The 15,387-nt window shown below is 59.1% G+C and carries 11 protein-coding genes; 3 read left to right on the top strand and 8 right to left on the bottom strand.

What is annotated here, in order from left to right:
• Positions 1 to 123: 123 nt before the first annotated feature.
• Together putA and ADIMK_RS05790 are read left to right on the top strand one after the other, a co-directional pair.
• Entirely contained in the window at positions 124 to 3,747 is a 3,624-nt protein-coding gene (gene putA, locus ADIMK_RS05785) for a bifunctional proline dehydrogenase/L-glutamate gamma-semialdehyde dehydrogenase PutA (RefSeq protein ID WP_036184843.1), read from the top strand.
• 145 nt (positions 3,748 to 3,892) lie between these two features.
• Positions 3,893 to 4,825: a LysR family transcriptional regulator gene (locus ADIMK_RS05790; protein WP_036184845.1), complete on the top strand. Its 933-nt coding sequence runs from the start codon at positions 3,893 to 3,895 to the stop codon at positions 4,823 to 4,825.
• 2 nt (positions 4,826 to 4,827) lie between these two features.
• Here ADIMK_RS05790 and ADIMK_RS05795 read toward each other — a convergent pair whose 3' ends face one another.
• The gene (locus tag ADIMK_RS05795) at positions 4,828 to 5,424 is read right to left on the bottom strand and encodes an FMN-dependent NADH-azoreductase (protein WP_036184846.1); all 597 of its coding nucleotides are present in this window, start codon (positions 5,422 to 5,424) and stop codon (positions 4,828 to 4,830) included.
• A gap of 183 nt (positions 5,425 to 5,607) precedes the next feature.
• On the opposite strand from ADIMK_RS05795, the gene ADIMK_RS05800 reads away from it, so the two are divergent.
• Positions 5,608 to 6,531 (top strand): DMT family transporter, encoded by a 924-nt coding sequence (locus ADIMK_RS05800; protein ID WP_036184847.1) that lies wholly within the window; start codon positions 5,608 to 5,610, stop codon positions 6,529 to 6,531.
• 16 nt (positions 6,532 to 6,547) lie between these two features.
• Here ADIMK_RS05800 and ADIMK_RS05805 read toward each other — a convergent pair whose 3' ends face one another.
• From ADIMK_RS05805 to ADIMK_RS05835, 7 genes are all read right to left on the bottom strand, one after another.
• A complete protein-coding gene (locus ADIMK_RS05805; RefSeq protein ID WP_036184858.1) occupies positions 6,548 to 7,393 on the bottom strand; it encodes an ABC transporter permease in 846 nt (281 codons plus the stop codon).
• A gap of 20 nt (positions 7,394 to 7,413) precedes the next feature.
• Positions 7,414 to 8,655, bottom strand: a complete 1,242-nt coding sequence (locus ADIMK_RS05810) for an ABC transporter permease (protein ID WP_036184862.1) — start codon at positions 8,653 to 8,655, stop codon at positions 7,414 to 7,416.
• 85 nt (positions 8,656 to 8,740) lie between these two features.
• Positions 8,741 to 9,799 (bottom strand): ABC transporter substrate-binding protein, encoded by a 1,059-nt coding sequence (locus ADIMK_RS05815; RefSeq protein WP_036184864.1) that lies wholly within the window; start codon positions 9,797 to 9,799, stop codon positions 8,741 to 8,743.
• A gap of 56 nt (positions 9,800 to 9,855) precedes the next feature.
• Positions 9,856 to 10,983 (bottom strand): ABC transporter ATP-binding protein, encoded by a 1,128-nt coding sequence (locus tag ADIMK_RS05820; RefSeq protein WP_036184865.1) that lies wholly within the window; start codon positions 10,981 to 10,983, stop codon positions 9,856 to 9,858.
• A 332-nt stretch (positions 10,984 to 11,315) separates the two neighbouring features.
• Positions 11,316 to 12,137 (bottom strand): NAD(+)--dinitrogen-reductase ADP-D-ribosyltransferase, encoded by an 822-nt coding sequence (locus ADIMK_RS05825; protein ID WP_036184866.1) that lies wholly within the window; start codon positions 12,135 to 12,137, stop codon positions 11,316 to 11,318.
• 97 nt (positions 12,138 to 12,234) lie between these two features.
• Complete coding sequence (locus ADIMK_RS05830; protein ID WP_036184868.1) at positions 12,235 to 12,954, bottom strand: hypothetical protein; 720 nt, start codon at positions 12,952 to 12,954, stop codon at positions 12,235 to 12,237.
• A gap of 14 nt (positions 12,955 to 12,968) precedes the next feature.
• Positions 12,969 to 15,368, bottom strand: a complete 2,400-nt coding sequence (locus tag ADIMK_RS05835) for an ATP-binding protein (RefSeq protein ID WP_036184869.1) — start codon at positions 15,366 to 15,368, stop codon at positions 12,969 to 12,971.
• Positions 15,369 to 15,387 lie beyond the last annotated feature (19 nt).

The raw sequence follows: 15,387 nt of genomic DNA on the forward strand, positions 1-15,387 counted from the left end.
GCGGCGGTTTTTTGTGCCCATAAAAAGTCAATTGAGCGCTTGGCGCTAGCGTTTATGGAGAAAGTGGCTATATCGACTTGTGTAGAATGCCTACGAAACGTACACATTCTAGAGGATAACGATATGGCACTGGCGCAATCTACTACTCCAACAATTCACGAATGCCGACAAGCTATCCATAACTACTATCTTGCCGATGAATACACCGTCATCAGTGAGTTGATAGCTGGTGCCGATCTGTCGCAAGCCATTCGTGATGCGATCTCTGTCCGTGCGGCGGAGCTGGTACGCAATGTACGTGCTAACTCCAAACCGACCATGATGGAAAAATTCCTGGCTCAGTACGGCCTCAGCACCAAAGAGGGTGTGGCTTTGATGTGTCTGGCCGAAGCCCTGCTTCGCGTGCCCGATAACATCACCATTCATGAGCTGATCGAAGACAAGGTGTCGTCCGGTAAATGGGCTGACCACCGCGGCAAGTCGAAGTCGTCGTTGATCAACACCACCACCTGGGGCCTTATGGTAGCCGGCAAGCTGATCAGCCCCGCTGACAAGCAGAGCCTGATGGAGACCTTGCGTTCTCTGGTCAAGCGTATGGGTGACCCAATGGTGCGTACCGTTGCCCATCAGGCAATGAAGGAGATGGGGCGTCAGTTCGTACTCGGTCGCACCATCGAAGAGGCGCTCAAGCGTGCCGAAAAGTATGAGTCCAAGGGCTACACATACTCTTATGACATGCTCGGTGAAGCCGCACGTACCGATAAAGATGCACTGCGCTACCACCGCGATTATTCCAATGCAATCAGCGAACTAAAAGCCAACTGCAAACACGCGGATATCCGCAGCAATCCGGGCATCTCGGTCAAGCTCTCCGCTTTGCATCCGCGCTACGAGTTCGGTCAGCGCGAACGCGTGATGAACGAGCTCGTTCCCCGTACGCTTTCTCTGGCCAAGTTGGCCAAAGCTGCCAACATGGGCTTTAACATCGATGCCGAGGAAGCGGACCGTCTTGACCTGTCTCTGGACGTAATCGAAGCGGTTCTGTCTGATCCTGAGCTGGCAGGTTGGGATGGTTTCGGTGTGGTTGTGCAGGCGTTCGGCAAACGCGCATCACACGTTTTGGATTGGCTTTACGCACTTTCTACCAAACTGGATCGCCGCATCATGGTGCGTCTGGTTAAAGGTGCCTACTGGGACGCCGAGATCAAGCAGGCGCAGGTGATGGGTCTGGATGGCTTCCCTGTCTTTACCCGCAAGGCGTGCAGCGATGTGTCCTACATGGCGTGCGCCAAAAAGCTGCTGGGTATGACCGATCGCATCTACCCGCAGTTCGCAACCCACAACGCGCACTCCGTGTCCGCGATTCTGGAACTGGCCGAGGGCCGCGATTGCTTCGAATTCCAGCGTCTGCACGGCATGGGCGAGTCCCTGCATGAGGCCGTCATGAGCGGTGGCAAGACTCGCTGCCGTATTTATGCGCCGGTCGGTGCCCATCAGGATCTGCTGGCCTATCTGGTACGTCGTCTGCTGGAAAACGGCGCGAACAGCTCCTTTGTTAACCAGATCGTCGATACCCGTATTACGCCGGAGATGATTGCGCGTGATCCGATCAGCCAGGTGCAATCACTGGGGCAGGATGTTGCCAGCAAAGCCATTCAGCGTCCGGCGGAACTGTTCGGCCAGGGTCGCAGCAACTCCAAGGGTTGGGACATTACCGATCCTGTGCAGGTTGAAGAGGTTGAAAAGGGGCGCGGAGCCTTCCGTACGCATCAGTGGCAGGGTGGCCCCGTATTGGCCGCCGAGGTTGTGGGTGCCGGTGCCAAAGAGGTGATCAACCCGGCCGATCCTGATGATCTGGTGGGGTATGTGACCCAGGCCTCTGCCGAGGATATCGAAGCCGCCATCGCCGCTTCTCAGCAGGGCTTCACCACCTGGTCTGCGATGTCTGCCGAGGAGCGTGCCGCGTGCATCGCCCGTGTTGGCGACCTGTTCGAAGAACATAGTTTTGAGCTGTTTGCGCTGGCTACCCGCGAAGCGGGCAAGACCCTGCTCGATGGCGTTGCCGAAATTCGTGAGGCGGTGGACTTCGCGCGTTACTACGCCAATGAAGGGATCCGCAACGAGGAATCGGGCGAGGCCCGTGGTGTTATCTCCTGTATCTCGCCGTGGAACTTCCCGCTGGCGATCTTCACCGGTCAGGTGCTGGCAGGTCTTGCTGCCGGTAACGCGGTCATCGCTAAACCGGCCGGTCAAACAGCGCTTATCGCCAGCCGCGCGGTTGAGCTGATGCACGAGGCTGGTATTCCGAAAGCGGCTATCCAGCTGTTGCCGGGCAGTGGTGCAACCGTTGGTACGGCTCTTACCTCCGACCCGCGTATTGCCGGTGTGTGTTTCACAGGTTCTACCGATACAGCTCAGCGTATCAACGGTGTCATGGCCGAGAATATGGCACCTGATGCGCCGCTGGTGGCCGAAACCGGCGGTCTCAACGCGATGATCGTCGACTCTACAGCGCTGCCGGAGCAGGTGGTGCGCGATGTGCTGGCGTCCTCTTTCCAGAGCGCCGGTCAGCGTTGCTCTGCACTGCGTATGCTGTATGTGCAGAAAGATATTGCCGATCACCTGCTGGAGATGCTGTTCGGTGCCATGGATGAGCTGGTTATCGGCAATCCCTGGCAGCTCTCCACCGATGTGGGTCCGGTGATCGATAAAGCGGCCAAGGCCGGTATCGAGGCCCACTGCGAAAAGTTTGCGGCCAAGGGGCGCGTATTGAAGCAGTTGGCGAAACCGGAGAAAGGGCTGTTCGTTGCGCCGACGGTGATCCGCCTGAGTGGTATCGAAGAGCTCGAAGAGGAGATCTTTGGCCCGGTACTGCATGTCGCAACCTTTGAAGCCGATCAGCTCGATCAGGTGGTCGATGCGATCAACGCCAAGGGCTTTGGCCTGACCTTCGGTCTGCACACCCGTGTCGACAGCCGTGTTAATCGCATTGTTAACCGCATCAAGGTCGGCAACACCTACGTCAACCGTAACCAGATCGGCGCGATTGTCGGCTCTCAGCCGTTCGGTGGTGAAGGTCTGTCCGGTACCGGGCCCAAGGCGGGCGGTCCGCACTACGTGCGTCGCTTCAAGAGTGTTGCAGGTGCATCAATCAGCACGACAGAAGAGGCGACAGTTACGGCTGATGCGCTGACGACAGCGATCGAGCAGCTGAGTAGCATGAAGGTCAAAGCGCCAGAGGAACGGATGCTGTCGGTCAAGGCGTTCTTCGCCAGCGCTCCGGCACCGCTGGATGCCGAGCCGGAATTTATGCCGGGGCCGACCGGCGAGCTGAACCGTCTGTCCAATGTTGCCCGCGGTGTTGTGCTCTGTCTGGGGCCGGATAGCAAAACGGCACTGGCTCAGGCGGGTGTGGCGCTCTCTCAGGGCAACAAGGTTGTGGTGGTCGCACCGGGAGCGGAAGCCGATCTGGCCCCTGCCATCGCGGCGGGTCTGCCGGTGGTGGCGCTGAACGGTCTGCTGAAGCCAGAGGCACTGGGCAGTGTTCAGGGCTTCGAGGCGGTGGTCAGCTGCGGTGATCAGACGCTGCTGCGTGATTACCGTCAGGCGCTGGCTAAGCGCAGCGGCGCGCTGCTGCCGCTGATTACCGAGCACCTGTTGCCGGAGCGTTACGTGATCGAGCGTCATCTCTGTGTCGATACCACGGCTGCTGGCGGTAACGCGAGTTTGATCGCCGCGTCCGAATAACGCTCGATGTTGTGCACCTCAAGGGGGGGGCTTATGCCTGCTTCCCCTTTTTCGTTGGCAGTTCGCGGGGGCGTGCCCAGTGCGCATTTACGGCGCTGAACCGATAGAATGAAGCGGTCTTTGGTTGTCGGATAAGGGAGGCGCGATGCTCAGCAAAAATCTGTTACGCAAGCTGGATATCCAGGATATTGCGATATTCCTCTCGCTGTATCAGACGCACAACGCGCGCAAGAGTGCCGACCTGCTCAGTGTCAGCCCGCCTACGGTGAGCTACTCGCTCAAGCGCCTGCGCAGCTGTCTGGGCGATGAGCTCTTCGTGCGGGAGAGCACAGGGTTAATGCCGACGGCACGTGCCGTGCACATTGAGCCCTACCTGCGCAGTGCCATGGAGGCGATCAACCGTTCGGCAGAGGCCGGGCCTGCGAGCGAAGACGAGACGTTGCCGCTGGAGCTGTGCGTGCCTGAGGCGTTCGAGCTGCTGTTAATGCCTAAATTGATGTTGGCAGCGCTTGCCTGCACGCCCCACCGTATCCTGCATATCGAGAAGCTGAAGGAGAAACTGCCCACCGAGGGGCTGCTCGCCGGCAAGGTGGATCTGCTCTGTGTGCCTGGGCCCGGTGCCTATTTTCAGCTGCATCCGGAGCTTGAGCGACAGCCCCTGTTCGAGGACCGTTTTGTCTGTCTGGCCAAGGGCAACACACCGCGGCAGATCACAGTTGATGAGTACTGCGATGCGCTACACGTCTATCCGTCGCCCTGGCAGTCGCCGCGCAATATGGTGGATATGTGGCTTGAGCAGCTTGGTCACAGCCGCAAGGTGGTGGCCTGGAGCAGCAACTATCAGTCCTGCCTCAACATGCTTGAAGAGCTGCCCTGCATGATGATGCTGCCGGAGACGCTGTTAGGCACACTGCGGATCCCGCCAGGGGTACAAGTTCATCAGCCTCCATTGGGCTGCCCCAATTTCACCTTCGACATGGTATGGGCGCCCGGTAGCGACAGCCCCGGACGGCGCTGGCTGCGCCAGCAACTGCTCAGGATCTGTGAACAGGATGCCCGTCTGACGCGATCCGTTTAACGCTAGGCGATCTCCGCCATGCGCTGATGAGCGGCCAGCAGGCTCTGTTCCCGGCTATCCGGTGACAGATCGAGCCCGTCGGCGATCAGCGCATGCACCCGTTGTATACCGATCAGCGACAGGAACTGCCTGACCGGCGGAATCTGATGGTCGTCGTTGCTGTCCAGCGTGCCGCCGCGGGTTGCGATCAAATAAACATCCCGATCCCGCAGCAGGCCTTTTGGGCCTGTCTCGGTAAATTCGAAGCTGACACCGGCACGGGCCAGCAGGTCGAAGTAGGCCTTCAGTTGCGAGGGGATGCCGAAATTGTAGAGTGGCAGCGCGATGACCACCGTGTCGGCGCTTTCGAACTCCTCAATCAGGGCGTCTGACAGGTGGCGATAGGCCAGTTGCTCGGCACTGCACTCGGATGCTGGCAGGCGCAGGGCATCCCACTGTTCAGCGCCGAGATGAGGCAGCGGCTGAGTGACCAGATCGCGGGTGATGAGGCGGGTGTCGGGCTGTGCGTCGAATCGCTGCTGAATGAATCGCTCGCAGAGCTGTGCCGAGCGGCTGCGCTCGCCGTTGGCGCTGGTTTTCAGGTAGAGCAGGGTGGTCATTGCTATCTCCTTACATTGAGTTGACCTGCTCAGGCTACGCCGCCGCAGCAGCGGCATGATCGGAAAATCCGAATCCCCCTTTTAATCTTTAAACGCCGTCGCTCTGGCAGACGCTGCATGCTGGCATTCGAGGGTGGTGAACGTCTTGCCGCCTGAATGTGAAGATCTGTTGGGGAGTTCGGGATGAATGGCGTATTGAAAACGACGGGCGGAGCCCATGTGATGATGGCGCTTTGGGCGCTGTTGGTTGGCAGCTCGTTTCCGCTGGCGGCCACCTTCGATGCGGTGCTGTCGCCGATCTGGCTGACCGTGGTGAGGTTCTTTATCGCGGCAGCGCTGATGCTGCCCTGGGTGTTGCGAACATCGCGCTGGTGGCCGCGAACCCTGCGTGCCTGGGTGGGCTATACCCTGCTGGGTGTGTTTCTGGCGGTGTTCTTTGGTTCGCAGTTCATCGCACTGAATATGACCTCAGCCCTGTCGGTTGCCGCGCTCTTTGTCACCCTGCCAACCATTGCCTGGGTGCTCGCCCGACTGGTGGGGATAGAGCGCTCCGGTTTTGGCCGGTTGCTGGTGCTGCTGGTTGGTGCAGTCGGGGCGCTGGGCCTGACTCTGCGCGGGCGTGACGGTGCCCTATCGGGGTTTGGTCTCGGTGAGTGGCTGTTTCTCGCAGGGTGTGCCTGCTCGGCGGCGTATTCGGTTTCGTCGCGACTGCTGGTGGTGCGCGACTGGTTGCCGGAGAGCCCGTTGCTGGCGACTTTCTGGAGCCTGCTGATCGGTGCCTGTTTGATGGCGCTGCTGGCAATGGCAAGCGGAGGCAACAGCGATCTGTTCTGGAGCCTGCTGGATGCCATGGATCTTGCGAAACTTGCGCTGCTGGCGCTGTTTGCCAGCTTCCTGACGTTCTGGATTCTTCAGCGGGCGATGCAGGTGTTGATGCCAAGCAGTGTGGCCGCCTACTGCTACCTGACGCCACTGGTGTCACTGGCGCTGGCGCTGAATGCCGGCACCGCGCATCTCGATGCCATGCTGTTGCTGAGTCTGGCCTTGCTGGCCGTTACGGTAATCTGGTTGATCGGTTCAGAGCGGGGGAGTGCCGGGCGGGCCTAGCCGCCCGGCGGATGGATCAACCGGTGCGCATTTTTTCACTGCGTGCGCGCAGGTACTCCATTGTCAGCAGTAGCAGACCGGAGATGATGACCAGCAAGGTGGCCACAGCGAGAATGGTCGGATTGATCTCTTCACGCAGACCCGAGAACATCTGGCGCGGAATGGTGCGCTGTTCGGGGCCTGCCAGGAAGAGCACCACGATCACCTCGTCAAAGGAGGTCACAAAGGCGAACAGGGCGCCGGAGATAACTCCGGGACGTATCAACGGCATGATCACCTTGAAGAAGGTGTATACCGGTTTCGCACCCATGCCCAGCGATGCCCGTACCAGCGAATAATCGAACCCCGACAGTGCCGCGTTTACCGTGATCACGACAAACGGTGTGCCAAGGGCCGCGTGGGCTAGGATGACGCCGAGGTAACTGCCGGCGATATCGAGCTGGGTGTAGAAGAAGAACATGCCCGCTGCGGTGATGATCAGCGGCACGATCATCGGCGATAGCAGCAGTGCCATGATCATGCGCTGGAACGGCATCTCCGAACGGGTCAGACCGATGGCTGCAGTGGTTCCAAGCACCGTGGCGATGATCGTGGCCATGATGCCGATGTAGAAGCTGTTCTTGATCGCCAGCATCCACTTGTCTTCGGCAAGGATCTCCTGATACCACTTCAGCGAATAGGCGTCCGGATCGAACGCCAGCATCCCCTCGGTAAAGGTGAAATAGGGCTCGGCGTTGAACGACAGCGGGATGATCACCAGTATCGGTGCCATCAGGAACAGCAGTACCAGCCAGGCGGTGAGTTTGACGCCAGTCAGGCCGAGTTTCTGCCAGATTGTAAAATAGCGTGGAAATTGAGCCATCTGATCCTACTCCTCGTCCATTAGCCCAGTTTAAGGTTGCTGATGCCCACGAGCCGGTCGTACAGCCAGTAAAGCAGGGTGATCAGCAGCAGCAACAGTGAGCCCAGCGCGGCGGCCAGCTCCCAGTTGTTGGACGACTGCATGTGGAAGGCGATGATGTTGGAGATCATCTGGCCCTCGGTACCACCGACCAGCGCCGGGGTGATGTAGTAACCGATAGAGATGATGAACACCAGCAACGCCCCGGCGCTCAGGCCCGGCACGGTCATCGGCATGTAGATGCGTACGAAGGCCGGTATCGGTTTGGCACCGAGCGACAGGGCCGCACGGAAGTAGCTCGGATCTATCCCTTTCATCACGCTGTACAGCGGCAACACCATGAATGGCAGCAGGATATGGGTCATGGCGATGACGGTGGCGAACTGCGTATACAGCATCTCCAGCGGCTCATCGATGATGTGCAGCGACATAAGTGTCGAGTTCACCACACCGTTGGTCTGCAGCAGGGCGATCCACGAAGTGGTGCGCACCAGCAGAGAGGTCCAGAACGGCAGCAGTACAAAGATCATCAGCGTATTGGCGACGCGGGTGGGTGCGTTGGCCAGATACCAGGCCAGCGGGAAACCGATGATGGCGGTCAGAACCGTGATGTAGAACGCTATCTTCAGACTTTTCCAGTACAGATCGATATAGATCTGGGTTCCGCGCTGCACGATCTCGCCGGAGGGCGAGTGCTCCAGATCCAGTGCGGTCAGGTAGAAATCGGCGGTGACGACCGAACCCGATTTCTTGATCGCACGCCAGACCTCAACCTGCTGCCACTTCTTGTGGGCATCGAACAAAATCTCGTTGCCGCGGCTTTGCAGTTCGGCGGTGTCGGTGCGACTCACCCTGCGCGCGGTGGATTTGATCAGGCTCGATGAGCCGGGCAGGGCTCGGTTGATCTCTTCGGCCAGCTTGCCGGAGAGTCGATCCTTGGCAAGCGTCTTAAGCTCCACCGCGAAGGTATTCAGTGCATCCGGCGGCGGCAGTTCGCCGCTGCTCTCGGACCATTTATCCAGTTGTGCGAGTGTTTCGGGCACCAGCTCGGACACCGTCGGGTGGTAAAAACTTCGATACAGCATTGTCCCGATGGGGGCAACGAAGGTGACGAAAATGAAGCCAAGCAGTGGCAACACGAAAAATATCGCCAGCAGTTTTGCCCGGCGGCGGTTGCGGTTAGCCTGCCTGATTTCGTCCGGTGTCAGTTCTGGGTTGGACATGCATGAGCCCCTGTCAGGCCGGATCCACCGCCGCACGGGCGGGGATCCGGGGTAGTACGCGTCTGTGTGAATCCGGGTTAAAACGTTACTTCAGCAGCCACTCGTTGAACTTCTCGCCGAGTGATTCGCCGTAATCGGCCCAGAACAGGGAGGAGGCTTTCAGGCCTTCATCCAGGTGAGCAGACGGCAGTTTCGGAATCACAGACTCGTCGATGTAGGCATAAGAGGACTGACGGGTCGGACCGTAAGCTACTTCAGGCATGCCCGAGAGCGGCTTGGAGCCGGTGGCGAAGTTGACGAAGTCGATCGCCAGATCCTTGTTCTTGGTGCCTTTTACGATTGCCCAGACATCCAGATCGAATACGTGGCCGTCCCAGACCATCTCGAACGGTTTGTTCTCCTGCTGGATAGCAGCGAAGAAACGGCCGTTGGCGGACTGAACCATGACAGCACCACCGTCGTTGAGCAGCTGTGGAGCCTGAGACCAGCTGTCGAACCAGACGATCTCATCTTTGATGGTGTCCAATTTGGCAAAGGCGCGTGCCTGGCCCTCTTCGGTGGCCAGCAGGTCGTAGACTTCGTCCTTGGATACGCCGTCGGCCAGCAGTGCCCACTCCATGTTCACCTGCGGACGTTTGCGCAGAGCACGCTTGCCCGGGAAGGTCTTGGTGTCGAAGAAGTCGTTCATGCTCTTCGGCTCGCCACCCTGAATGGTGTCGTGGTTGTAGGCGTAGAGAACGGTCCAGACGATGTTGCCGACGCCGCACTCGTTGGCCAGTGCCTCTTTGCTGAAGTCATCGGCAGCCGGGGTGCCGTCGTCACCGGGGGGTAGCTGGTCCTGAGGGAATACTTCCAGCAGGCCTTCGGAGCAGGCGCGCTCAAGGTCGATCACTTCCATATCGATGACATCCCAAAGCACATTGCCGCTTTCGACCTGTGCCTTGAGTTCGGCAACACCACCTGAATAGTTTTCAAACAGAATCTTGTTGCCGGTTTTTTCCATGTACGGGTCGATCATGTGTTTCTGCTGCGCTTCACCGTACGCACCGCCGAAAGACACAGCGGTCAGCTCGGCGGCTCCGGCCAGATTTGCAGCCAGGCCGACAGATACGGCGGCCGCCAGGCTTAACAGTTGCTTCTTCATCAGATCACCTCTTCCAGACATTGAGTCGTTGGTCCACATTGACTGCCGAGCAGTCCTTAAGCTGCTTTGACAGGGTTCTTTCCGGCGGGCTTGTCGAGCGCGAGACCGCGCTCGGTTGCCCAGGTCAAACGGGTTGGCGCGCCCGGCTCGATAATGGGAGCGTCCTGATCGTTCAGCACCTTGACCATCAGTTCGGCACCGTCGCTCATCTTGAAGAAGTAGCGGATCGAGTCGCCGACATAGAGCCGGGTGATGAATTCAGCCGAGATAACGTTGTCGTATTCGCGCCCTGCGGTGGCGATAAACAGGTTTTCCGGACGTACAGCCAGAACGCAGGGCTCGCCGACCGGCGGGCAGTTGATATCCAGCGCCCGCACACGGTCACCGCGGGAGAGGCTGATCTCCGCGATCTCGCCGTTGTTGGACTCCACCTTGCCGTTGATATGGTTGTTCTCGCCGATAAAGTCGGCGACAAAGGAGTTGGCCGGTGTCTCATACAGCGCCGAGGGCGATGCGCACTGCTGCACTACACCGTCGTTGAAGACCGCGATGCGGTCGGACATGGTCAGTGCCTCGGTCTGGTCGTGGGTAACGTAGATGGCGGTGAAGCCGAGCTGCTCATGCAGGCGTTTGATCTCGTACTGCATGTGCTCGCGCAGGTTTTTATCCAGAGCGCCAAGCGGCTCATCCATCAATACGATGCTGGGTTCGAAAATAAGTGACCGGGCCAGCGCTACACGCTGTTTCTGACCGCCCGAGAGTTGCCCGGGGTAACGACCGCCAAAGGCGTCCAGTTCAACAAGCGCCAGTGCATCCTTGACCTTCTGCTTAACCTCGCTGGCCGGAAGCTTTCGCACCTTCAGCGGATACGCCAGGTTTTCGGCGATGGTCATGTGGGGAAAGAGTGCGTAGTGCTGGAACACCATGCCGATATTGCGGTGGTAAGGGGCTACATCCTGTACCGACTTGCCGTTGATCTGGATGGTGCCGCTGGTGACGTCTTCGAAACCTGCCAACATCATCAGGCAGGTGGTCTTGCCTGAGCCCGACGGGCCCAGAAGGGTTACGAACTCCCCTTTGCGTATGTCGAGGCTGAAATCTTTTACGACCAGAGACTGTTGGTCGTAGCTCTTCTTCACGTTGATGAAACGGACGTACTGATCGTCGATGTCGTGAGTTGACACGTATTAACCCCTTTTCTGGCATCCACGGGTTCGCGGTATTCTGCTAACAGCAAACAGCGTACCAACTCTGATGCAGGCCGCTGTTTCAAGTGTTTCAGTATGTAACCACAGAGTAGCTCTTCTTGTTTATAGTCTATCTGCACCGATTTTGGGCGATTGTGCACTTTTTTTGGCTGTGGATTTGAAACCAGTTAAGTTGTCTGTCATTAACGGGAAATCCGCAGATAATCTTTTTCAATATCCAAAATATTTGGGTTGTTTCATTTTGTAACAGTTGTTGCGTAACGTCGGTGTTACCCTTCCAGACACTCGGTTACACCGGCTTATGACGCTCAGTGGCCGGTTATGCCCCGGTAATGGGCAACCTCGAACAGGCCGCCGAGCACCATGTACTCCTGCTCGCCCTGAAGCTGGCCGGGCAGCAAGCTGTCGAAGCAGACGATTTTGCTCAGGGGGACGGCGGTTTCCAGAACCGTATCGCCAAAGCGCAGCGCCTCTTCTGGATCCAGAGTGAACGAACTCAAGTTGTTAAACAGTTTGAATGCCCGACCGTGCTGTTCGGCAAACATCGGTCCGCGGCTGCCCCGGTAGAGGCGCAGATGTCGATGCTGCGGGTAGCGTTCACGCAGCTCGATCTGACAGAAGCTGTACAGCAGGTCCAGCTGCGTCTCCAGTGCGTTGGTGTTGTGTATGCCGCGGGCGCGCGTCTCCATGAACTGCAGGTAGGCTTCGCTCTCCGGTCCTGCAATAGCGGTTTTGTGAAACCGTGTCAGCAGGCCGAAACGCGACTCGACCCAGCCTTTCCAGACCGCCCCCTCGCGGCTGTCTGAGTCGAACAGCCAGCCTCGAATCATGCGGTTGTAGTGAGCTTTCGGGCGCAGCTGCGGCTCGCTCAGTGGGGAGTCGGGCAGGTCGTCGGCCGGCAGGCGAAACTTGAGTGTCATGTAGTTACGAAAACAGCTCAGACGCTCGTGGCTGTTGATGCACTGTGCCAGTTGCGCCCACAGGTCAGCGTACAGTGTCGCGACGCTGTCAATGTACAGGGGAGCGGGGTGACGTTGGTACTCGAGACTTGCGATGACACATGCCGGCAGGTTGCAGCGGTTGATCGGCAGCAGAGCGCTGCGTGGCGGCTGCGGTTCTTGGCAGGTCATCGTCGCTCCTGTGTCGGCGGCAGTCATGGTGTAAGAGCTCAGCATAGGTGCTCACGCAGGATTTACCCTTGATCTCGGTCGGATATGGGCACAATTATCAGGGGGTGATCAGCAACGCGACCCCCGACAGCTGTCTGGCCAGAGTCTCCTCCTCCATCGCTCCATTGAGTATGCCGGCCGGCATCAGCAAGAGGTCCACCTGCCAGGCGCGCAGCATCGGTCTGAGTGTCGTGGGCTCATGGTCGGCCAGATCGGTCCGCACGCTGACACTCTCCGGCAGTGCGTGGGCTCGGTGCCAGGGAGAGTCTGGCAGGGCCAGTAATAGAATTGGAAGCTGCTCACTGGCGGATATGGCGCGGGCATACTCCAACGCTCTTTCCGACGCAGCGTCGCCTGCGTGGATGACCGCGATATGCGGTTTCCCAACGACCCGTCCGGCAGTCGGGGAGCGAGAGGGCTCTGCCGCACGCAGCAGGGCTGTATCAGGATCCGATATGCGGGGCGATGAGCGGTGGGTGCAGACCAATTGCCAGTTCAGCGGTGTATCGCGGGCAATCGCCTCCAGTTCGGTGCGTAGCTGGCGCATCAGCCGCTCGGTGCGTCGGTGCAGGGATGCCTGGTCCAGCGGTCGCGAGCGTGCGCTGGCGCGACAGACTTCGGTCACGAACGGGAGTGCTGCCAGCTCGTTGAGCGAATCGTCCTCTTCAAGTTGGGTCAGCAGTTCGGCATCAAGCGCGCGGGCAAGTGCGGCGTATACCGTCATGTTGGGACGCTCGGCTCCTCGCGCATCCAGTCTCAGTATCAGACGCCTGATCATCGTGCGCCTCCTGCCTAATTATCCGACTTGCCGGAAAGTTTGCGCGCCTGCTCCGTCCAATCCAGCAGCTGCTGCTGTACACAGCCATTGACGCTCGCCGGCGGGTAGCGGCCATCCTCGTCGGCCTTGCCGGGTTTGCGGTCGAACAGCAGGCTGATCAGTTCATCGAGCTCTTTGACTGCGTAGATGTGGAATTCACCCTTCTCGCAGGCCTGAACCACCGCCTGATCGAGTATCAGGTGATCCACGTTGGTCGCCGGAATGACCACGCCCTGATCGCCGGTGAGCCCTCGGTTTTTACAGAGTTCGAAGAAGCCTTCGATCTTTTCGTTTACGCCGCCGATCGCCTGTATTTCGCCGCGTTGGTTGATGGATCCGGTCACGGCCAGCGATTGTTTGATCGGCAATCCGCTGATGGCCGAGAGCAGTACGCACAGCTCCAGCGCCGAGGCGCTGTCCCCATCGACCATGCCGTAGGACTGCTCGAACACCAGGCTTGCATGCAACGAGAGCGGTGAGTTGCGTGCATAGCGGGCGCCGATGCAGTTGGCCAGAATCATCACGCCTTTGGTGTGTATCGGGCCACCGAGCTCGGTCTCCCGCTCGATGTCGATCACCTTGCCACCGCCGAGACGGGCGGTGGCGCTGATGCGAGCCGGTTTGCCGAAGCGCTGGTCGCCCAGCTGGAACACGGACAGCCCGTTAGCCTGACCCACAGCGGAGCCTTCGGTGGCTACCATTATGGTGCCGCGCTCAATCTGTTCCTGCATCAGCTCCGAGTACTGGGCGCTGCGGGTGCGGGCCATTTTCAGCGCCTGACTGACATGCTCGGATTTGACCTGGCTGCTGCCGGCGCGGGTGGCGCAGTAGCTGGCCTCGCGCAGCAGGTCGATCAATTGGCCACGGTTGAGCGAGAGCTTGGTGCTGTCATCTACCCGGCGCGAGCTCTGCTCAATAACGCGTTCAATACCTGAAAGGGCGAAGGGAGCCAGCCCCTCCTCCTGCACGAGTTGCGTGATCAGCCCAAGGTAGCCTTCGAGATTTCCGCGGGAACGGTCCAGCTGTTCGTTGAAATCGGCGTATACCTTGAACAGGGTGCTGAACTCCGGATCGTAGGCCTTGAGCAGGTAGTAGAGGCGTCGCTCGCCGATCAGGATCACTTTCAGTTTCAGCGGCATCGGTTCCGCTTCCAGCGAACGGGTGCCGCTGATACCGTACATTTTCTCCAGTGGGTCGATGCGGATCTCCCGGTTGCGCAGTGCGCGCTTGAGCCCCTCCCAGGCAAAGGGATAGGAGAGCAGCTTTTGGGCATCGACGATCAGGTAACCGCCGTTGGCCCGGTGCAGTGCGCCGGGCTGTATAAGACTGAAATCGGTGCTCAGGGTGCCGAAGTGAGCCTGATACTCAATACGGCCCACGAGATTCTGGTAGCTGGGGATATCTTCAACCACAACAGGCGATCCGCCGTTGTGGTCGTGACTGACCAGTACGTTGATGCGGTAACGACGGAAGGTGTCGCTGCGCGCCAGTTTGTGCAGCGGTGTCTTGGCATTCTCGTCCTTGTCCTGGGCGAAGAAGTCATCCACGTTTTCGATCATGTCCTGGTGCACTTGATCGAGAAACTCAAGCAGGGCCGATTCGGTACCGTACTTTTGACGCAGTCCGCTCAGGGCAGGGTCGATGACGCTGTGGGTGATGTCGTCATCGAGTGCGCGTATCGCTTCCCGATGCTCCTGCTGGAGTTTGGGCAGTTCGCGCACCAGCGCGGTCAGTTCGGCATTGAGTTGCTCAAGTGCCGCCTTGATGCGAGTCTGTTCTGCCTCGGGCAGTGCCTTGAACTGATCGGGGGTCATCAGTTTGCCTTCGCGCAGGGGGCCAAGCGTATACCCCGACGGCGTGCGCATCAGCGTGATCTGCTCTTCGTGGGCTTTCTCGCCGAGGGCCTGAAACTGGCTCTCTTCACGCTGTTCGAACTCGTCCGATATCTCCTGTACCCGGTTGCGATACTCGTCACTCTTGAAGGTGGCGGGGATCTGGATCAGCAGCCTCTCAATCAGTTGCTGCATGTCCTGACGCAGCCCCTGACCTGCGCCTTTGGGCAGGCATAGCATGCACGGTTCGTGTGCGCGCTCGAAGTTATGCACATACACCCAGTCCTGCGGCGCTTCCCCCTGCTTGGCGCGTTCGTTGATCATGCGGGAGACCAGTTCGCGGCGGCCAACTCCGGTTGATCCGCTGACGAACAGGTTGTAACCGTCGTGATGCATGCCCACTGCAAACTGAAGGGCGTCCATGGCCCGTTGCTGACCGAGCGCCGACAGGTCCGGCGTCAGGTCGTTGGTCGAGGTAAAACCAAAGTCGCTGAGATCGCATCGATGGTAAAGCTTGTCGCTATCCAGAGGTTTGAGTGCCATAGTCCTTCAGTCCTGTTCC

The organism is Marinobacterium lacunae (genome assembly GCF_000705555.1).
In the GTDB taxonomy this organism is placed as follows: Bacteria; Pseudomonadota; Gammaproteobacteria; order Pseudomonadales; family Balneatricaceae; genus Marinobacterium_D; species Marinobacterium_D lacunae.